This is a genomic window from Tahibacter amnicola, assembly GCF_025398735.1.
Classification (GTDB): domain Bacteria; phylum Pseudomonadota; class Gammaproteobacteria; order Xanthomonadales; family Rhodanobacteraceae; genus Tahibacter; species Tahibacter amnicola.
This window is the reverse complement of record NZ_CP104694.1, coordinates 1,858,789-1,879,443: the sequence shown is the minus strand read 5'-3', so window position 1 is coordinate 1,879,443 and position 20,655 is coordinate 1,858,789. Positions and strand designations below refer to the sequence as shown.

The following is a 20,655-nucleotide window of genomic DNA, read 5'->3' as shown; positions in this document are numbered from 1 at the left end:
GCAGACAGTGGCGACTGCGCGCATTGTCGCCGGCATCCCTGCCCCGGATCATAGCCAGCCTTTCTGCCGTGCCAGGCGGTAGGCCTCGATGCGATTGCCGACGCCCAGCTTGCCGATCGCCTCGGAGAGGTAATTCCGCACGGTACCCTGCGACAGGCGCAGCGTCGCCGCGATCTCGCCCGCGGACTGGCCCTCGCCCGCCAGGCGCAGCACCTGGCGTTCGCGATCGTTGAGGGGGTCGGCGTCACTCCAGGCGTCCACGGCCAGCTGCGGATCAATCACGCGGCCGCCGCGATGGACTTTTCGCAGCGCCTCGGCCAGTTGCTCGGCCGGCGCATCCTTCAAAAGATAGCCGACCACGCCGGCTTCGAGCGCGCGGCGCAGATAGCCCGGGCGCGCAAACGTGGTGACAATGATGACCTTGCAGACGATCTCGCGCTCGCGGATGCGCTGCGCCAGCTCAAGCCCGGTCAGGCCGGGCATCTCGATGTCGGTCACCACCACGTCGGGGCGATGTTCCTGCAGCAGGCGCCAGGCTTCCTGGCCATCGGCTGCGCAGGCAACGACATCGATATCGGGCTCCAGCCGAAGCAAGGCGCTGAGCGCGCCGCGCACCATGGCCTGGTCTTCCGCCAGCATCACGCGGATCATGGAAGGGAATCATCCTGGTTGTCTGGGGGCGCAGCCTACAAAGCCCGCGCCTGGTTCTCAATGCGCGCCGGCTCGCGTTCAAGCGGCAGTGCCGGCACGCGCATCTGCACATGCGTGCCCCTGCCGTTGTAGGAATCGACAGTCAGCGTCGCCCCGATGGTATGCAGGCGCTCGCGCATGCCGGTGAGCCCGTTGCCCGGAACGATGTCGCCGCCACGACCATCGTCCGTCACGTGCACCACGACCGTGTCGCCCTGCCGTTCCAGCCGCACGCAGGCCTGGGACGCCTGGGAATGGCGCTGGATATTGGTCACTGCCTCGCGCACGGCCAGTGCGACGCAGGTTTCCACCTCCGGCGGAAACTGGGCTTCGCCCATGTCGTACTGGAACCGGATGCCGCTGGATTCGAGCATGGAACGCGCCGACGCCAGCTCCGGCGCGAGGCCGGCCGCACGGATCCCGCTGACAGCGCGCCGGACCTGTGCCAACGCTTCCCGCGCCACGCGCTCGACCTCGAGCACTTCCTGGCGCGCCGCGTGGCTGTCGCGCTCCCACAGGCGCGTGGCCAGTTCTGTCTTGATGGCGATGAGCGACAGGGTGTGGCCCAGCAGATCGTGCAGGTCACGGCCAATGCGCTCGCGCTCGGCCAGGGCCGCCAGCCGGCGCACCTCGTCGTGCGACAGGCTCAGTTCCCGCTGCTTGTTCTTGGACTCGCAATAGAAGTAGTTGCTGACGTAGACCGCCGTGCCGACGATCACGGTGATCGCCGCCGAAAACAGGGAGCGGCTGTCGATGAGCAGCTGGGCAGCGCAATAGCTGAGGATCAAGCCGAACGCCACGGCGGTTGACCGCCGCGGCGATCCCACCCACGGTGCCAGGGCGCAGGCGAAGATCACCATGTTGTTGGAGAACGGATTGAACGGCTCGAGCCAGACGCCGAGCGACCACATGGCCAGCAGAATCAGCATCAGCTCGCGTGGCCGCGCCCAGTGCGCACGGAAATACAACGGCAGGAACAGCGCCACCGCCAGGCTGGTGGCTCCGACCCAGTTGGCGGGAACCACCTTCGGAATCAGCGCCGGCAACCACAGGAAACACATGTAGCCCAGGCTCGCGAACGGCAGCCAGCCGACGCCCCGCGACTCGGGGATGAGGCGGGCCCGCCAGCGCAGCAGACGAGGATGGTCGAGGAAGCTCATTCGCCTATCGTTGCATGTTTGTGCCGGTGATGCTCAGCCCACCCTGGCCAGGCGTCGCTGGGCGAAATAGAACAGGATCGCGGTGAAACCGGCCAGGTAAGTGACATGTTCGAACACAGTGCCGGTGTGTGGCTGGCCGATCGCCGCCTGGGCCAGCTGTCCCAGATGCCAGGCCGGCCACAGGGGCGCGAGCATCTGGAAGACCTTGGGTAGTGCGAAGAGCGGTATCCACAGGCCCGACAGAAACGCCAGCGGCAGGTAGATCAGGTTGCCGACCGCCGGTGCGCCCTGCCCTGTCGTGAGGCAGCCGACCAGAAGGCCCAGCGCGCAGAACGGCAGCACGCCCAGGAGCGGCACCAGCGACAACTGGAGCCACTGCGCCGCTTCCAGGCGCACGCCGCCAAGCGTCGCACCCAGTACGCACAGCTCCAGGTAGATCACCAGCGCAAACGCGATGGCAGTGGCCAGTTTGGCCAGCAGGTAGTTGGCCGGTGGCATCGGCAAGGCGCGCTTGAGCGCGAGCAGGCCCTTTTCGCGCTCCAGGGCGACCGTGACGCCGAAGCCGAACAGTCCGGGTGCAATGACGCCGAACACGCAGTACGAGGCCATCATGTAGTGGGCGGCCTGGAATGACTTGCTCATCGTCAGGATCACACCGAACAGCACGTAGAACATGCCCGGGAACAGCAACGTCGGAACGATGAAGCTGGGTGAGCGCCACAGGCGCAGGAATTCGCAGCGGATTTCCTGCAGCAGGCTGTTGCGCGCACGCGGGTCGATGACAAGGTCAAACATCACGCAGCCTCCCGGGTGATTTCATTCAGGGCTTCGGCGAGGCCTGCACGCCGCACTTCCAGTTCGCGAACGGCCGTGTCGGCCTGCAACAATCGGCGTAGCACGGTTTCCGGCTCGCGTGTGGTGATGTTGAGCCATTCGCCCTGGCGCTCGGCGTCGTGGACGCCGCTCCAGCCGGACAGCTGTGCCAGGTCCAGCCCGCTGACACAGCGGATCTGGCGATAGCTGACGCGGGCGCGGATCGTCTCGATGTCGCCCTCGGCGACGAGCCGCCCGCGTGCCAGGACGCCGACCCGGTGCGCCAGCGCCTCGGCCTCTTCCAGATAGTGCGTCGTCAACACCACGGCGCAGCCGCCGCCGACGAGGTGGCGCACCGTGCTCCACAGGTAGGTGCGTGACTCGGTGTCCATTCCGACGGTCGGTTCATCGAGAAACAGCAGGTCCGGACGTCCGCAGACCGCCAGCGCAAACTGCACGCGACGCTGCTGGCCCACGGACAGCGCGCCATAGCGCCGCTGCAGGATCTCCTGCAGCCCGGCCATGGCGACGATATCCGCAATGCTGCGCGGCGCCTCGTAGTAGCTGCGGACCAGGTTCAGCACTTCGATTACTGTGAGATTTTCCGACAGGGTCGCGGTCTGCAGCATCACGCCGACGCGTCGGCGTGCCGCCATCGCCCGGTTCGCCAGGCCGAACAGCCGGACCTGCCCGGCATCGGGCGGAAGCAGGCCGAGCAGGCAACCGATCGCGGTCGACTTGCCGGCACCATTCGGGCCGAGCAGGGCGTACACCTCGCCGGCCCGGATCCCGAGGCTGACCTGGTCCAGCGCCAGGACCGCGCCGTGACGCTTGGTCACATTCGCCAATTCCGCGACGACGTCGGTATGCATACACTGGTCTCCACCGAAGATGGCTCTACCCTAGTCCGGCGGCCTGCGCGGACCCAGTCGCGGGCGTCAGCCACGCATCCTGACAAGCGTCATGCGCGTTCTTCACCTTCCCCATCGCCAAATTGGCACCATCCGACAGCCTCGGATCGGCCCCAATGGTCGACCAATACCCTCTGTTAGACTGGCATCCGCCGTAAAGGCACCCTTGCCAATTCCGTGACCCACAGGCACCCGTGGCCTGTGCGTGTCGTATTTTTTGTGGAGCGAGCCATGCAGCTGATCGACAAACTCAACGTCCTGCGTTCCGCCGGTGGTGCCGCCCGCACCCGCGGCCTGTCCGACGCGACCATTGCCCGCTTCGCCGCCACCTCGCCGGAGCTGGTCGCCGCTGTCGACGCCGCCCATGAGCAGTTCCTCGCGCTGCAGCGCGACCTGCCGGAACTGCTGGCCCTGGACGAAGCCGCCCAGATGCAGCAGATCCAGGCCGACTACGTCAATTTCTACACCGATGACTCGGTGAACCCGTACGTCGCCCTGGCCGCGCGTGGCCCGTGGATCGTCACGCTCAAGGGCGCCGTGGTGCATGATTCGGGCGGCTACGGCATGCTCGGTTTCGGCCACACCCCGGCACCGGTGATCGAGGCGATGAGCCGCCCGCAGCCGATGGCCAACGTGATGACGCCAAACGTCTCGCAGCTGAAGCTGTCGCGCGCGCTCAAGGCCGCTATCGGTAGCGGCCGCGGCGGTTGCCCGTACACCCGCTTCCTGTGCCTGAATTCCGGCTCTGAGTCGGTGTCGCTGGCATCGCGCATCGTGGACGTGAACGCCAAGCTGATGACCGACGCCGGTGCCCGCCACGCGGGCCGCGCGATCAAGCGCCTGGCCGTCAAGGGGGCGTTCCATGGCCGTACCGAACGCCCGGCCGTCTATTCCGATTCCACCCGCAAGACCTACGTGCAGCACCTGGCGAGCTTCCGCGACGAGGGCACGCTGCTGACGGTCGAGCCCTACAGTGTCGAGCAGCTCAAGCAGGTCTTCGCCGATGCCGACAAGAACGGCTGGTTCATCGAAGCGATGTTCCTGGAGCCGGTGATGGGCGAAGGCGACCCGGGCCGTTCGGTGACGCCGGAGTTCTACGCCGCCGCGCGCGAGCTGACGCTTGCGCACGGTTCGCTGCTCCTGGTCGATTCGATCCAGGCCGGTCTGCGTGCCCACGGCGTGCTGTCGATCATCGACTACCCGGGCTTTGAAAAGCTGGCCGCGCCGGACATGGAGACCTATTCCAAGGCGCTCAACGCTGGCCAGTACCCGCTTTCCGTGCTGGCCGTGGGCGAGCGCGCCGCGGGCCTGTACAAGAAGGGAATCTACGGCAACACCATGACGACCAATCCGCGCGCGATGGACGTCGCCTGCGCCGTGCTGTCGATGCTCACGCCGGATGTACAGGCCAACATCCGTCTGCGGGGTCAGCAGTTCGTGCAGAAGCTCGAAGCGCTCAAGGCCGAGCTGCCGGGCTACATCACCAAGGTGCAGGGCACGGGCCTGCTGTTCTCGTGCGAGCTGAGCGCAGAATTCAAGTGCTACGGCACCCATAGCACCGAAGAGTTTATGCGCGAGAACGGCATCGGCGTCATCCACGGTGGTACCAACTCGCTGCGTTTCACGCCGACCTTCACCATCACCGAAGCGGAAGTGGACCTGGTGGTCGACGGCGTTCGCCAGGCCCTGCTGAACGGCCCGCGCAAGAGCGCCGACAGCGCCAAGGCCGCCTGATCGCGCCCGCGCCATGCTTCCAGGAAGGCCCGCCCAGTGCGGGCCTTTTTTCTTCCACACGCCACGGTTGTGTGAATCTCCGCAACGCACGTCCGGCGAGCGTGCCGCCGGCTTTCCAATGACCGGGTAGCGCTCTAGGCTACGCGAGTTGCCCCTTGAGCGGTATTGCCCATGAGCCTGCGCCGGAAACTGGCCGACTTCGGTTTTGAGTCCAACGACGACTACGAGTATCCGCTGCGCTGCGTCTTCGAATCAGATGTATCGCACCTGCGCTGCATGAACATCACCGGCGCGTCAGGCCGCCGCAAGACCGCGCTGGCCAACGCCCTGGCTCACGCGCTGGATTTCCCGCACGTGCTGTATCACGACTTCACCAGCCCCGCCCCGCCGCCGGTACCGATCGTGGTGACGGAAGAAGGCGAGGCGCCGCAGACGGTCGATACACCGCTTTCCGCCTTCGAGCGCATCGTGACGGAGGCCTGCGCCTACTCCGAAGGCGCCCGTACCATCCTCATTCTCGACCAGCTGCAGGCCGCGGAATTCAACGACCACATCCGTCTCTACCATTTCGTGCAGACGCGCGAATGGCACGCGGCTCAGGGCACCGTCATCGCCAATCCGGCCCATTTCCTGCTGGTGCTGATGTCCGAGGAACCGCTGTACCACTCGCTGGCAAAGGTGAGCTTCCGGGTGCACGCGGATGCCAGCCGCGCCTTCCTGGACTTCCGCCCGGACGATTTCGGCCTGCCCGATACCGCCGAAGCCTTCATGGCAGCGCTCGCGGCCGTGTTCACGGCTATCGGTGCCAGCCCGACACAGAGCGAGTACGTGCGCATTCTCGAGGACGTGCACCTGCGCATCCGCACCGAGGAACAGCTGCGCCAGTCCCTGTTCGGCTGGATGGAAACCGCGGACCGCGGTGCGCTCTACGCGCCCCACGTACAGGAGCCCCTGGCCAATGCCGTGCATGCGATCAACGCCTACCTCGGCATCGAGATCATCGAGCTGGGCAGCTGATGGCGCAGAAAAAGACGGCCCCGCTGCCGGGGCCGGTCGTGTGCGCCACGTCGCTCACGAAGGGAAACGCCGACCCGCGAAGGCCGGCGCTCCAAAGGGTTTGTGGCTAATTGAACTTCGCGCTGATTTCCACACCCGTGTAGGGCGCGCGCGCATTGAGCATCACATACCACCACTGTCCGCCGGCCGGATTGTTCACCTCGACGGTCTCATCGTTGCCGGGCAGGTAGGGACGGTAGTCGTAGGCGTTGGTATAGGCCCAGGTACCGGCGCGCACGTGCAAGTCGGCGTTGCCCGTACCTCCGGATATCTTCACCGTCAGCTTCGAAAGACCTGTCGGTACCCACACGAAATAGTGCGTGTCGCCGCTGGAGGATGCCTGGTTGGTGCGACGGCATCCGTTCTCCAGCGCGCGCACGTCCGGATTGGTACATTCGGGCAGCGGCGGCGGCGGCTCGAAGTTGCCCTTCATGATGCGGTCGGGAACGCAGTCCACCGGATTGCCGTTCGCCGCCACGAAGCACTGCACCCAGGCGGCAAAGTCCGCGTTCCAGCTGGTGCCGATCGCGTTGATGTGGTTGTAGTGCGCGGGATCGTAGAGTCCGCTGCGAAAGTTCTGCAGCATCTGGTTCAGCTCGGTCCGGCGGTACTCGTATACGAAACGCGTCGCCAGGTAGCCCCACTGGTAGGTGCGAGCGAAATCGGTGCTGTAGACCGTCTGGAAAAGATCCGACAACGCCCAGCTTGAGCTGGTGGCCTGTTGAACGGCGCGGCTGTAGACGAGGTCGCGATAGCTGTAGGACAGGTACTCGGCCAGTCCTTCGATGTACCACACCAGTGAACCACGCGGGCCCGTGAAACCGCCGCCGTCGCAAAGTCCACCCAGTGGCTGGTCGCAGAATCCGCCCTTCAGGTTGAAGCGGCCGTCCAGGTAGTGAATGTATTCGTGCCAGAGATTCCAGATCTCCCACGACGACGTACCCGGCGTGCCGGTTTCGTAGCAGAAGAAGCGCGCCTGGTTGCCGGCCTGGGTGGGATCACCCTCGATGTAGATGCCACCGTTGTTCGTGTCGATATCAAACAGCACGCTGGCATAGGCCTGGTAGTCCGCACTGCTGTCAAACACCAGCATTTCCAAATTGGCGTTGAGGTCGCCGGCAATCGGCGTGTTGTTGGTCGCCATCTTCTGGTGGAAGAAGGTTTCCTCTCCGCCGAGCGTCGCGCAGGTGTCCTGGATCTGTTGGGGCGTCAGGTTCTGCGCGCGCAAGGTCAGCGTCGGGCTGCAGGCATGGGTGGTCGGCAACACCTGGGCTTCCAGCGCCGTCTGGAAGTTGCAGATGCCGTAATAGGCGCAGTTGCCCGGATCGTAGTACTCGGCGGCCGCAGCGACGGCGACCCACAGCCGGCCGCCCGTGCCGACCATGGGATAGGTCGTCAGGATGTTCTTCACGCGCGGACGCGCACTGGCCTGCGGGTTGGGTACGTAGCGGGTGCTGTCGAGAAAGCGGGCCATCTCGCGCCCGGCATTGGTGATCAGGTATTCGCGCCCCGTATCCAGGTCGACCGCGTTGTTGGCGATGAAGTCCGCCAGCGTGATGACGATCGAACCGTCGGCGACGACCGCCGCGCGATAGTCATCGAACTGGTGGCCACGCCACAGCACCGTGAAGACGCTATTGGTCGCTGCCTGCATGCTGGCAATCGTGCGATGCGCGTTGCCGTAGCTGTTGAGCAGCACCTTGAGTGTCGGCAGGTAGCGGGCGTTCTCCGTGGAGCTGTCCATGAGCGTGACCACTTCACGCAGCACGTCACCGTGGCCCGCCGTCACGTCCAGGAAATGGCTGTTCGCGACGTACGCATCGAGCGCCGGACGGATCGCGTTGCGCAGCGGCGCGCCATACGTGCCGACGGCTGCGCTCTGGTAGAACTGCACGTAGTAGCCCGCGCGCAGAAACGACACCAGGTTGAGCATCAGCTGGGAGTTGTCGCCCGGATACGTCGGTGCATCGGCGGCCATCGCATTGGCAATGGTCACCATCTTCGCCTCGGCGAAGATCTGCCCCGCCGTGGTACCTGTCACGTTGAATAACGGTGATACGCATTCGGTGAAGCCGGCCGATTTCACCAGCGACACGAGCGCGCTGCCTGACGCCGATGCATAGGCGGACAGATCGCAGGCCAGCGTTGCGCGTGATGCATCCGCGTGGGCTGTGCTTCGGGCGAGCGCCTGGGAGACAGCGGGGTCCGGCAGATCGTAGTCGACATGCACTTCGCTGGGCACGCGCTGCGGCGGCTGCGCGCCCGTTCTCGGCCCTTTGCCGATGTGTGCGATGTCCTGGTTCGAGCCTTGAGGCGGTATCTGCCCCGATTCGGGATCGGAGGCGGCGTGCGCCGCGGATAAACCGATTACAAGCATGAACGCCGCGCAAATCGCGCGCGGCCTCACAAACGACGACGGAAACATGGGAGCCTCCCCGGATAACCAGAATGATTTGGGTGTCTTACCTCAACTTTCTATGATGCCGGGCTCCATACGGACCCGACTGTCTACGCCACCACATTCTGTGTGCGGTGGTGCGTAGCGGCAGAACACGGCATGCCGGCCCCCACCGGGCCGACATGCCGGACAACAAACAGCTAATTGAACTTTGCGCTGATTTCCATACCGGTAAATGGTGCACGCGGGTGGACCATGATGTACCACCACTGCCCACCGGCCGGATTGTTGACTTCCACGGTCTCATCGTTACCCGCCAGGAACGGCCGGTAGTCGTACTCCGTGAGGGACGCCCAGCCGCCGGCTTTGACGTACATGTCCGCATTGCCCGTGCCACCGGCGATTTTCAGCGTGAGCTTGGTCAGGCCGTTCGGCACCCAGACGAAGTAGTCCTTGCTGCTGGTCGTCGCAGATTGATTGCTGCGGCGACAACCGTTGTTGAGCATGCGCTCGTCGGCATCGGTGCACTCCGGCAGCGCCGGCGGCGGCTCGAAGTTGCCCTTCATGATGCGATCGGGCACGCAGTCCGTCGGATTGCCGTTGGCTTCGACGTAGCAATCCACCCAGCTGGCGAAGTCCGCGTCCCAGCTCGTGCCGATCGTGTTGATCTGGTTGTAGAACACCGGATCGTAATTTCCGGCGCGGAAGTGCTGCAGCATCTGGTTCAGCTCGGCGTTGCGGTATTCGTAGACGAAACGCGCCGCCAGGTACCCCCACTCGTAGGTGCGGCCGTAGTCCGTGCTGTAGACCGTCTGGAAGAGTTGCGACAGCGCGAAACTGCGACTTTCGGCCTCGGCCACGGCATCGGTGAACACGAGGTTGCGGTAGCTGTAGGAGAGGTATTCGGCGATACCTTCGACGTACCAGACCATCGAGCCGCGCGGGCCGGTGAAGCCCTCGTCGTCGCACAGTCCACCGAGCGGAAGGTCACAGAAGCCGCCCTTGGTGTTGAAACGCCCGTCCAGGTAATGGATGTATTCGTGCGTGAGGTTCCAGATCTGCCAGGACGCAGTTCCCGGCGTACCGGTTTCGTAGGCAAAGAAGCGCGGCGTGTTGCCCACCTGGGTCGGATCCCCCTCCATGTAGATGCCGCCGTTGTTCACGCCAATGCCGAAGATGATGTTGGCGTACACCTTGTAGTCGGCGCTGCTGTCAAAAACGAGCATCTGCAGACTGGAGTTGACGTCACCGGCGATCGGAGTGTTGCTGGTCGCCATCTTTTGGTGGAAGTAGGTCTCCTCGCCTCCCAGCGTGGTGCAGGTATCGGCAATCTGCTGCGTCGTGAGATTCTGCGCACGCAGTGTCAGCGTCGGACTGCACGCATGCGTGATGGACAGCACCTGAGCTTCCAGCGCCGTGCGGAAGTCACAAATGCCGTAATAGGCACAATTTCCTTCGTCGTAGTATTCAGCACCGTCGGCTACGGACGCCCACAAGCGACCGCCCACGCCCACCATCGGGAAGGTGGTCAGGATGTTCTTCACGCGCGGACGTGCCGAGGCCTGCGGGTTGGGTGCGTAGAGGGAGGTATCCAGAAAGCGCGTCAGCTCGTAGCCGGCATTGAGGAGCAGGTATTCCCGGCCGGTACCCAGGTCCGCCGTGTTGTTGGCGATAAAGTCCGCCAGCGCCACGGTGATGGAACCGTCGGCAATCACGGCGGCGCGGAAGTCCGCGAACTGGTGGCCACGGAAGAGCACGTTGAAGACGTTGTTGGTCGACGTCTGCATGCTGGTGATGGAACGATGCGCATTGCCGTAGTTGTTGAGCAGCGACTTGAGCGTCGGCAGGTAGTGGCCGCCGTCGGTGGAACTGTCGATCAGCGTGACGACCTCGCTCAGCACATCGCCGTGCGCGGACGTGGCATCCAGGAAGTGGCTGTTCGCCGAAAAGTTGTCGAATGCCGGGCGCATCGCGTTGCGCAGTGCCGTGCCGTAGGCACCGACGTCTGCGCTGTTGTTGTCCTGCACGTAGTAACCGGCGCGCAGGAACATCACCAGGTTGAGCGTCTGCTGCGAGTTGTCGCCCGGATACGTCGTGGCGTTGGTCGCCAGTGCGTTGGCGATCGTGATCATCTTGGCTTCGCCGAAGATCTGGCCGGCCTGGGTACCGGTGACGCCGAACAGATCGTAGAGGCATTCGACGACATCCGATGCCTTCACCAGATCGACCAGGGCCGTGCCGCTGGCACTGGCGAAAGCCGCCATGTCGCAGGTGCCGCCCCGCACCTGCGATGACGTGTTCGCCTGGTCACGTGCAATGGCGCGGGAAACGGCAGGATCGGGCATGTCGTAGTCGACGTGCACCGCGCTCGGATCGCGCAGCGGCGGCCGCGCATCGACATTGGCGTCGGCGGCGATATGCGCGATGTTCTGATGCACGCCGGCGGCGCGGATCCACGCCTGCTCACGGGCCGATGCGGCCGGCGCGCAGGCAGCAAGAAGCAGAGCTGCCGCGCCCGTGGCGCGCAGCGGCTTGGAAATCAACGACAACATGTGTAACCCCCCTAACGGAAAGACGCGACCTGCATGGGCGATTGAATGCGGCTGCGGTCTTCCTCGACCGTAGGTGGCAACGTCGCTACACAATCCGTATGCACGCGAACGTCAATCGTCGTAGTTGGATGCTAGGAGGGTTTCCGCGGCGAGGCGCGCTCGCTTGCGACGCGCCTGCAATCGAATTTGACAAGAAGCGCTATTGCTGCGACGCAACATCACTAGCGAGCCCCGTGTTCGTCACACTTTTTGTTATGTGTGTCGCCCTACGAGGGGACGACACGCGCCTCGTGCGCGTGCTGCCCGCGTTGCACCAGTCGCGCTGCGAACACCGCGCCACCGATGAAACAACTCCAGGCGACAAGGGCCGACAGCACCGATTCGGGCGTGAGGAGCGCATTGGGCAGCGCCCAGTTGAGCAGCTCGATCAGAAGTGCAAACACGAATCCCAGTGCGTAGGCGCGAAAACGCGCGGCCTTCGTGCCCAGGTAGGACAGTGACGGCCGGCAGCCAAGGGTGAAGAACACCGCCGCCAGAACGGACAGCAGGGCATCTGCACGCAGCATCCAGCCCAGTCCCACGCCCCGCGTCAGCAACGCGTGCGGGAGGTCGCGCAGCACCACCGCATGAAGGAAGGAACTGGAGCCTTCGAGAGTGAAGACCCCCGCCCCGAACAGCAGAGCACAGGCAAATCGCTTGTCGCGCATGGAACCGACTCCGTCCGGCGGCCGCCCCTGACGCCCGCGATGCCGTTGGAAAGCACCGATGGTATCGCACGGTGCCGCCGCTTGTTCCGTGCCGGTTCGCGCGGAATTCCCGCAGGCGCCGAGGTCCACTGCCCAAACGCCGGGAGCCCCGCGGAACACGCCCCGAAAGGCTCCGCGCCATCCGGCATGAATTGCGCCTGGGTCGACATTCGCGGCGATTTCCCGCTGTCTACTATTATCCTTCGTCCTGGCCGAACGCCAGCCGCGACAGCCCGAGGAGGAGTTCTGTGACGAGGGAACAGTTGAAAGCCCGCTGCCGGCGATTCGCCGGTGCGAAAGAGCAGTTGTACGGCGAGCCCAGCAATGTGTTGTGCTACGCCGTCGGCGACAAGAATTTCGCCTATTTCAAGACCAGCGAGCCGGAGAAGTGGCGCTTCAGCCTGCGCGTCACTCCCGAGCGGTTCGTCGAGCTGACCGACATGCCCGGCGTGAAGCCGGCGCGCTACATGGGCCGGTTCCACTGGATCACGATCGTGGACGTCAGCCGCTTTCCGGAGGACTACCTGCTCGAACTCCTGGAGTGGTCGTACCAGAAGGCGCTCTCATCGCTCAAGAAGCGGGATCGCGAGGCGTTGCTGGCGTCCTGAATGCGTGCGGGCCAATAGGCGGCCCCCAAAATCAGAACGGCCCGGGAAAACCCGGGCCGTTCGTCCAGCAGATGAACCCAGGGGGTTCACCAATTACGGCTGCACCGCCGTGCACGGGTTCGGATCGAAGCCGTCGAAGAAGAACAGGTTCTCCGGCGTGACCTTCCAGCCGATGTCTTCAAACAGCGGCAGGGTGAGGTCGACCTTGTCGAAGATCGTGCGGTTGAGCGACGGTTCCATCAGCAGGTTCGGGAACGCTTCCGGATGGAAGTGCGAGACCGACGAACCCTGCTGCACCGGGTTCGGAGCGTTCATGCGCACGCAACCCGAACGCGTACCCGCCAGCGCACCACCGGACTGCACGCCCAGCGTCACCGTGACGCCGGTGCCGAGGTTGGCCTTGATCGACGTACCGGTGGCCTGGGCGACGCCCAGCGACGGAATGGTGATCGTCGCATCGCTGCCAGCCATGCCGGGCAGACCGGTCGCCGCGTTGTTGGCGATGACGACGGCCGTCGCACCGGCCAGCTGCGCGTTCTTCACCTTGACGGCGAAGTTGCAGGTGCCGCGATCGATCAGCGCCACCTTGCCTGACACGGCGGCCGCGTTGACAAACGGCGTTTCACACCCGTCGTTGACCGTGCCCGTGCCGCCCGTACCCGTCGAGCCGTCGTCCACCAGCACGACATCGCCGGTCACCGGGCTGGTGGCCACGCTGGGGCCGAACTCGGCGGTCTGCGCGTCGAAGTTGCCCGAGATCGCGGCCGGCGCGGTGATGATCAGCTTGGCCGGCGGACCGAGGAACTTGGGCGACTGCTTGTTGACGCGCGGTCCCGTCCAGACCAGGTCCGGATCGTTGATGGTGGACGCGACGCGCTCGGCGTTGGTCATGTCCTTCCACAACTTGGCCGTTTCCGTGTCGTAGAGGTAGTAGCCCCAGGCCGGAACCACCGAACCGGTCAGCGACGCGCCCGAAGTGGCGCTGTAAAGTGCGGTGAAGCCCAGGCCGTGGCCGATTTCGTGGAAGACCACCGGCAGCAGCGGCGTGCGGTCAGCCGGGACCGGGATGGACGGATCCGTGCTGTACCACCAGCCCGCGGTGCCGTTGAGGCAGGTGCCTGCATCCAGCGTCACGTTGAACTGGGTGTTGATGTCGTTGGTCGTGTCGTCGAGGTCTTCCGCGGCCAGCGAGTTGGCCAGCGCCGACACGTAGGCGGTGTTGGCGCGCGGCGCGTTCGGAAAATCCGAGAACGCATCGAGCGGACCGGCCGAGCCCAGCACGGCGCTCGTGCCGCTGCAGGTCAGCGGATTCATCGCGGCCTGGACGACGATGGTGACGTTCGAATTGAGCAGGCGGCCCCACTGCTCGGCGGCGACCTGGAACACGCGCAGACGGCATGCGCCGAGCGTATCGCCGGCCTGGCAACCCGCGGCGGCATTCGGAGCGGCGGGGTCGTTGAAACCTTCGCCCGCGCCGTCCTGGTTGGAAATCTGCACAACGGCCGCGGCCTGTGCATTCGGGGCTGCAAACAGCGCCGTACCCATGATGGCCGCAATGGCGGCAGAGAGCATCCTAGCGGTCATCACGCGTCTCCAGAACCGGTTCAACTTCCTGCGAATGCACAGTGCCGTGCTCCGCGCAACGCATTTGCAGCGAACCATCGGCGGCGCGCGTGGCGACCATCATTTCATCGGCCTGGCCGTTGAACTTCCACTGCTTGGTGCCGTTGGCGTGCTGGATCATCTGGATCTTGCTGATGTCGACGGTGGGGCCCATCGTCGCTGCGCGAGCCTGTTCCGCGGTGACCGGGCGGTCGACCAGACGGCCGGTTTCCGGATCGACATAGGCACGCATTCCGGCGTCGGCAGCGCCCACGCTGTCGGCAGCAGGTGACTTGTCAGCGGCGTGCACGGACGCGGCGAACAAGACGCCCAGCGCCACGGCGCCAAGGTGTCTCATGAACATGTGAACTCCTCCCAAAGACTCGATCAAAGGCTCGGGTGCGAACTCACCGAGCCCGAAAAGCGGAAGTTGCGAAACGTGCCTCACGGCCATTTCTTCACTACCGCATTCGGGCTTATAGCATCCGGATTCCGGCATCGCCAACCGGTTTCCGGCGCGTGCTGCAACGCACAAAATGGGACTCGCGTCGCAACTATCGGCAAATTCGCGTGATTTGGCGACGCAATTCGCACGAAATCCGCAAGTGGAGTTCCCGACCAGGTGCAATAGCCCGGCGTCCGCTGGTCCACACGTCCATCGCCAGGCGGATACCGCGCCGGGTTGCCCACGAATTCACCTGGAACTGGCGTCACTCATCACGGCATATGTGCCGCCGTCGGGCGGTCCATGTGCTGCAATGCAGCAAGCCGGCAATCTGGTGCCCTTCGGAGCCTTCACCGGAGGTACCTGGCCGTACTTATACGAATGGTTTCGTTCCGCGCGCGGCCATCGCCCATGGGGTTGCGCATGCATTGGCTTGCCCTGTGCAAAGACCCGAACCGGTAAAGTAGCCACCGCGATACCTCGGTACCTCCGCCCCACCCGCCCGATGAGTGCATTGCTTTCAACCGCCCAGTGGCATGTCCTGCAGGACACCTTCGATGCCGCCAATTCGCTGGCCCCCGAAGCGCAGGCCGCCTTTGTCGATGATCTGCGCCGGACCGACCCGCAGGTGGCCGATGCACTCGCGGCAATGCTCGATGCCAACCGCCAGTGGCTGAACCGGACCCTGCAGGCACGTGCCGAACTAGCGGCGGCGATCACGCCCTCGGCCATCGGTACGCGCGTAGGTGCATTCCAGCTGATGACCGAGATCGGCCGCGGCGGCATGGGGACGGTGTACCTGGGCGAACGCGTTGACGGGCAGGTCGCTCACCAAGTCGCCATCAAGGTCCTGCACGCTCACTGCCTGGATGCGAATACGCGCGAACGCTTCCAGCGCGAGCGCGACATCCTGGCGGCGTTTGATCACCCGGGCATCGCCCGCCTGCTGTGCGCGGGAGAGACCGACGCCGGCGAGCCTTACTACGTCATGGAATACCTGCGCGGGCAGCCGATTCTGATGCACTGTGACCAGTTGCACGCGCCGATCCGCCAGCGCCTGGCCTTGTTCCTCGAGATCTGCGACGCCGTGCAGTACGCCCACGGCAAGCTGATCCTGCACCGCGACATCAAGGCCAGCAACGTGCTGACCGATTCGGCGGGCACCCCGAAACTGATCGACTTCGGCATCGCCAAGACGCTGGCCACCATCACCGGCGTCACCGCCGAGCAAACCGCGCTGCAGCACCGCTACTTCTCACCGATCAACGCCGCGCCCGAGCAGGTGCGGGGCAATACGGCGTCGGTCGCCTGCGATGTGTACCAGCTCGGTACGCTGCTGTACGAGCTGCTCTGCGGTTCGCCCATCTTCGATCTGCGCGGCCTCACGCCAACCGAGGTGGAGCGGCGCATCTGTGAAACGGAGCCGACGCCACCCAGCGTCTCGGCGCTGGCGGCGCCTCCGGAGGTGGTGCAGGCGCGCGGAGTTCACAGCTCCGCCGCGCTCGCCCGCGCACTGCGCGGCGATCTCGATGCCATCGTCATGCGCGCGCTGCGCAAAGGCCCGGAGCAGCGCTATTCGTCGGTCGACCATCTGGCACGCGATATCGAACGCCATCTGGCCAACCAGCCAATTCACGGACATCGTGGCAGCCAGTGGTATCGCACAAGCCGCTTTCTGCGACGCAACTGGCGATCGGTTACTGCAGCGTCGACCGCCGTCGTCGGCATTGCGCTGTTCACGACGCTTCTGGCAATGCAGGTCACACAGACCCGGATCGAGCGCGACCGCGCCGTTGCCGAAAAGCAACGCGCACAAACCGAGAAGAAACACGCTGAAGCAATGACCCAGTTCCTGCTGGGAATCTTCAAATTCAACCCTGCGCACGTGGTTCGTCGCGACACGCCGGTCGGAACGGTTCTGGATCGCGGAGCGCAGATGATCGACGAGCAATTCAAGGACGATCCGCGGACCGGTGCGTTGCTGGCCTCGGCACTGGGAAACCTCTACCAGACGATGGACGAGCTCGGGCGGAACGCCGAGCTGTGCCGCCACGCCGTGGAACTGGCAGAACGCATGGCCGAGCCGGACCACGCGCTTCTGGGTCAGCTCTACCTCAACCTCGCCGGTGCACACATCAACAACACCCGATTCGAGGAAGCGGCCGATGCGGCTGCCCGGTCGCTGGCAGCGTTCGAGCGTGCGGGCGTTGGCTACGAACGGTCCTGGTACTCAAGAGTCGTCCAGCTGCGCCTGATGCGTCGCCAGGGCGACGAGCCAGCCTGCCGGGAAACGAAACGCTTTGTCGACGACATGCGGCCGCTGCAGCCCGCCGAACCCAATGGCTTCGCCGCCGCCCTGATGCAGGATTCATTCTGCGGCCCCAGGACGCCAGAGCGGCTGACCACCCTGCTGGCCGATCTGCGCGGGACGCGCGCCGTTCTGACGCGAACATTCGGGCCCGAACACGACACCAATATCAAGCTCAAACGGCGTGAGTCTGCAGTGCTCCTTGCGCTGGGCCGCGTGGACGAGGCAGAAGAGGTGGAGCGGGCGATGCTGCCGGACCTGGACCGGATCTACGGCGTCACGTCGTGGGCGCACGGGCTGTCAACGCTTGCACTCGGCAATATTGCCTACCGTCAGCGCCGTTTTGACGTCGCGGAAAGCTATTACCGGGATGCCCAGGCGATCTTTCACAATGTGCACAACGATCGGCCGCACGGCAACGTCGCCAGCGTCCACTACGGGCTCGCCCGCGTCTCTCACTTTGGTCATGGTCAACTGGCAAAGGCGGAATCGCTGTATCGGGAAGCACTGCGGGTCGCCCGTGATGCCTACGGGGTGAACTCCGCGGATGTCCGCCAGATGGAAGCCGATTACGGCACCTTGCTGCATCGTCGTGGCAACCAGGAAGCGGAAGCGGTTCTGCGCCACGCGCTCGACGACCTGCCCGGCAATGAGTCTGCTGGCGCACGTGCCAGGATTTCTCTCGCCGCCCTCGTGCATTCACGCGATCACGCGCTGGCAGCCCGGTTGGTGGGCGAAGCCGATGCGGGCCTGCGTTCGGCGTTCGTGGAGGATCCCAGCCTGGAAGAACAGGTCAGAACGTTGCGCGAGAAGCTCGGACGCCCTTCAGCGCCCCCGCAGGACGCGATAGCCGCCGCTGTCTCGAAGCGTATCGCGCCCGCAGCCCCACGCTCCGCCAACAGCCGATGAATCCCCTGCTCTCGACCGCCCAGTGGCAGGTTCTGCAGGACGCGTTCGATGCATCCAGCGGCCTGGCACCCGAAGCGCAGGCTGCGCTGGTCGAGACTCTGCGCCAGACCGATGTGCACGTCGCCGACGCGCTGGCCGCGATGCTGGACGCCAATCGGCAGTGGCTCGACCGCACGCTGCAGGCACGCGCGGAACTGGCCGCGGCGATGGCACCTTCCGCGGTCGGCACGCGCATTGGCGTTTACCGTCTGACCGCGGAAGTCGGTCGTGGCGGCATGGGGACGGTGTACCGCGGCGAACGGGCGGACGGACAGATCGCCCAGGAAGTGGCGATCAAGGTGCTGCACGCGCATAGCCTTGATGCCAACACCCGTGGGCGTTTCCAGCGCGAGCGCGACATCCTCGCCGCATTCGACCATCCCGGCATCGCGCGCCTGTTCTGCGCAGGCGAAACCGAGGCTGGCGAGCCCTACTACGTCATGGAGTATCTGCGCGGCCAGTCCATCCTCGCGCACTGCAATGAACGGCGGCTAGGGATCCGCCAGCGTCTGGCGTCGTTTCTGAAGGTCTGCGAGGCGGTCCAATATGCGCACGGCAAACTGGTCCTCCACCGCGACATCAAGTCTTCGAATGTGCTGACTGACTCGGCCGGCGCGCCGAAACTGATCGACTTCGGTATCGCCAAAGCGCTGGCCACCATCACCGGCGTCACCGCAGAACAGACCGCCCTGCAACACCGCTATTTTTCACCCATCAACGCCTCTCCCGAGCAAGTGCGGGGCGATCGGGCGTCCGTCGCCTGCGACGTCTACCAGCTCGGTACATTGTTGTACGAACTCCTGTGTGGTTCACCGATCTTCGACCTGCGCGGGCTCAGCCCCACCGAAGTGGAACGGCGCATCTGCGACGAGGAGCCGACGGCACCAAGCATCGCGGCGCGGTCCGCTGCGCTGGAAGTGGCGCAGGCACGCGGACTGCAGAGTACCTCCTCGCTCGCCCGGGCTCTGCGCGGAGATCTCGATGCCGTGGTCATGCGTGCTCTGCGCAAGGAGCCGGAGCAACGCTACACGTCGGTCGAGCAACTTGTCCGCGATATTGAACGCTACCTCGCAAACCAGCCGATCCTCGCGCATCGCGGCAGCTATTGGTATCGGACACGTCGGTTCTTCCGGCGCAACTGGCGGTCCATCACCGCCGCGTCAACCACTGCGATCGGCATCACCGTTTTTACCACGCTGCTGATGGCGCAGGTCGCCCAGACGCGTGCGCAGCGCGACCACGCCGTGGCGGAAAAGAACCGCGCCGAAGCCGTAACGAATTTTCTGTTCGAGATCTTCCGTTTCAAGCCGTCAAACATGTTGCGCATGGATACGCCCGTTCGCGAAGTGCTCGCGCGCGGACAGGAGATGCTCGACGAGCGTTTTGCAAACGATCCACGCGCCGCAGCCCAGCTGGCCACGGCATTGGGCAATCTCTACATGACGCTGGATGACCTGGAGACCGCCGAGGTGCTGGGTCGGCGCGCCCTGCATTTTGCCCAAAGCATGCCCAAGCCGGACAACGCGGTGACCGCCGAGGTCTACCGCCAACTTGCGGGTACGCTGTTCAATCGGGTGCGCTTCGACGAGGCCGCACAGGCGGCGGAGCAGTCGCTGGCACTGTTTGCCAAGGAGGGGATCGGCTACGAGACCTCGTGGTATGCAAAAGTCATCTTGCTGCGGATCGAGCGCCGGAAAGACGAACCGGAAGGTTGCCGCAACATCGACCGGTTTGTCGACGAGCTGCGGCCCCTCGTCGAAAAGACACCCATCGGCTTCGGCGAATTGACGGACATGGCCGCGCAGTGCGGTCCGGACTCGATCGAGCGCCTGGCACGCAAGGAGCGCGACCTGCGCCAGGCACTGGGCTTGCTCACGTCCATTCTTGGCAGTGACCACGACTCCGTGAACAAACTCAAACGCCGTCTGGGATCCGTCCTGGTGCGGATGAACCGGCTTGATGAAGCGGAACAGCTGGAAATTGCACTATTGCCCGAACACGATCGCTTGTACGGATCATCCTCCTGGGCCAGCGCGTTTTCGCTCATGGAGCTGGGAACCATTGCCTACCGGCGCCACCAGAACGAAGAAGCCTTGCGTCGGTTCCGGCAGGCCGAGGAAATCTTCCAGCGCGTGCACAAGGACCGGCCCCACGCCAACCTGGCAGCGGTCCACAGTGCAATAGCCCGCGTCTTCCATTACGGCCTTGACCAGCCGGGAAAAGCGGCACCGCTCTACGCCCAGGCACTCCGCATCGGGCGCGTAGGGTACGGATCGGACTCCGCGCACGTCCGGCACATCGAGGCGGACTACGGCACGCTGATCCACCGCACCGGCGAAGACGTTCTGGCCGAGCCATTGCTGCGCCACGCCGTCGAGGGGCTGCCCGGTTATGAAGCGGCCGGCGCTCGCGCTCGGATCTCGCTCGCAACGATCGTGCAGGAACGGGACACGCTGCTGGCGGCAAACCTCCTTTCCGAGGCGGAGTTCGCCGTCGCGCCGGCCTGCGCGGAGGATTCACGCCTGGGCGAGCGGCTGAAAATCCTGCGCAGCACCCTCGAGAAGCGTCTGGCCTCGTCGGCTTCGGCACAGCGCGCTGCACGGAGCCGCCGGATTTCCGAGTCCGAGGTCAAAGTGGACACGCAGTTGTCCAAGTAGTACCCGCTCCGGCGAGGGGTCGCGGGT

The 20,655-nt window shown here is 64.8% G+C and carries 14 protein-coding genes; 5 read left to right on the top strand and 9 right to left on the bottom strand.

Features of this window, described 5'->3' with window-relative positions; genetic code table 11:
* Positions 1-48: 48 nt before the first annotated feature.
* From N4264_RS07810 to N4264_RS07795, 4 genes are read right to left on the bottom strand one after another with little or no spacing between them, the layout of a single operon-like run.
* The gene (locus N4264_RS07810; protein WP_261696495.1) at positions 49-651 is read right to left on the bottom strand and encodes a response regulator transcription factor; all 603 of its coding nucleotides are present in this window, start codon (positions 649-651) and stop codon (positions 49-51) included.
* A 35-nt stretch (positions 652-686) separates the two neighbouring features.
* Positions 687-1,850 (bottom strand): sensor histidine kinase, encoded by a 1,164-nt coding sequence (locus N4264_RS07805; RefSeq protein ID WP_261696494.1) that lies wholly within the window; start codon positions 1,848-1,850, stop codon positions 687-689.
* Between the two features lie 33 nt (positions 1,851-1,883).
* Positions 1,884-2,645: an ABC transporter permease gene (locus tag N4264_RS07800; RefSeq protein ID WP_261696493.1), complete on the bottom strand. Its 762-nt coding sequence runs from the start codon at positions 2,643-2,645 to the stop codon at positions 1,884-1,886.
* On the bottom strand, positions 2,645-3,535 hold the full coding sequence (locus N4264_RS07795) for an ABC transporter ATP-binding protein (protein WP_261696492.1): 891 nt from the start codon (positions 3,533-3,535) through the stop codon (positions 2,645-2,647). The genes N4264_RS07800 and N4264_RS07795 overlap by 1 nt, the downstream gene beginning before the upstream one ends.
* A gap of 270 nt (positions 3,536-3,805) precedes the next feature.
* On the opposite strand from N4264_RS07795, the gene N4264_RS07790 reads away from it, so the two are divergent.
* Positions 3,806-5,308, top strand: a complete 1,503-nt coding sequence (locus tag N4264_RS07790; protein WP_261696491.1) for an aminotransferase class III-fold pyridoxal phosphate-dependent enzyme — start codon at positions 3,806-3,808, stop codon at positions 5,306-5,308.
* 171 nt (positions 5,309-5,479) lie between these two features.
* Positions 5,480-6,325, top strand: coding sequence for a hypothetical protein (locus N4264_RS07785; protein WP_261696490.1), 846 nt, complete (start codon positions 5,480-5,482; stop codon positions 6,323-6,325).
* 106 nt (positions 6,326-6,431) lie between these two features.
* Here the strand turns inward: N4264_RS07785 and N4264_RS07780 are convergent, their stop codons facing one another.
* The 3 genes from N4264_RS07780 to N4264_RS07770 all read right to left on the bottom strand — a co-directional run bounded on the left by N4264_RS07780 (position 6,432) and on the right by N4264_RS07770 (position 12,021).
* Positions 6,432-8,606 (bottom strand): M9 family metallopeptidase, encoded by a 2,175-nt coding sequence (locus N4264_RS07780; protein ID WP_261696489.1) that lies wholly within the window; start codon positions 8,604-8,606, stop codon positions 6,432-6,434.
* Positions 8,607-8,962: 356 nt separating this feature from the next.
* On the bottom strand, positions 8,963-11,314 hold the full coding sequence (locus N4264_RS07775; RefSeq protein WP_261696488.1) for a M9 family metallopeptidase: 2,352 nt from the start codon (positions 11,312-11,314) through the stop codon (positions 8,963-8,965).
* A gap of 266 nt (positions 11,315-11,580) precedes the next feature.
* Positions 11,581-12,021 carry a hypothetical protein gene (locus N4264_RS07770; RefSeq protein ID WP_261696487.1) on the bottom strand — a complete coding sequence of 147 codons (441 nt, stop codon included), beginning with the start codon at positions 12,019-12,021 and terminating at the stop codon, positions 11,581-11,583.
* Between the two features lie 287 nt (positions 12,022-12,308).
* On the opposite strand from N4264_RS07770, the gene N4264_RS07765 reads away from it, so the two are divergent.
* Positions 12,309-12,668 carry an MmcQ/YjbR family DNA-binding protein gene (locus N4264_RS07765; protein WP_261696486.1) on the top strand — a complete coding sequence of 120 codons (360 nt, stop codon included), beginning with the start codon at positions 12,309-12,311 and terminating at the stop codon, positions 12,666-12,668.
* A 93-nt stretch (positions 12,669-12,761) separates the two neighbouring features.
* Here N4264_RS07765 and N4264_RS07760 read toward each other — a convergent pair whose 3' ends face one another.
* The gene (locus N4264_RS07760; RefSeq protein ID WP_261696485.1) at positions 12,762-14,252 is read right to left on the bottom strand and encodes a PA domain-containing protein; all 1,491 of its coding nucleotides are present in this window, start codon (positions 14,250-14,252) and stop codon (positions 12,762-12,764) included.
* A complete protein-coding gene (locus N4264_RS07755; RefSeq protein WP_261696484.1) occupies positions 14,242-14,634 on the bottom strand; it encodes a post-PEP-CTERM-1 domain-containing protein in 393 nt (130 codons plus the stop codon). Before N4264_RS07755 ends, N4264_RS07760 begins: the two co-directional genes overlap by 11 nt.
* 586 nt (positions 14,635-15,220) lie before the next feature.
* Here N4264_RS07755 and N4264_RS07750 point away from each other — a divergent pair.
* Complete coding sequence (locus tag N4264_RS07750) at positions 15,221-17,932, top strand: serine/threonine-protein kinase (RefSeq protein WP_261696483.1); 2,712 nt, start codon at positions 15,221-15,223, stop codon at positions 17,930-17,932.
* Positions 17,929-20,628 carry a serine/threonine-protein kinase gene (locus N4264_RS07745; protein ID WP_261696482.1) on the top strand — a complete coding sequence of 900 codons (2,700 nt, stop codon included), beginning with the start codon at positions 17,929-17,931 and terminating at the stop codon, positions 20,626-20,628. The genes N4264_RS07750 and N4264_RS07745 overlap by 4 nt, the downstream gene beginning before the upstream one ends.
* Positions 20,629-20,655: the final 27 nt, after the last annotated feature.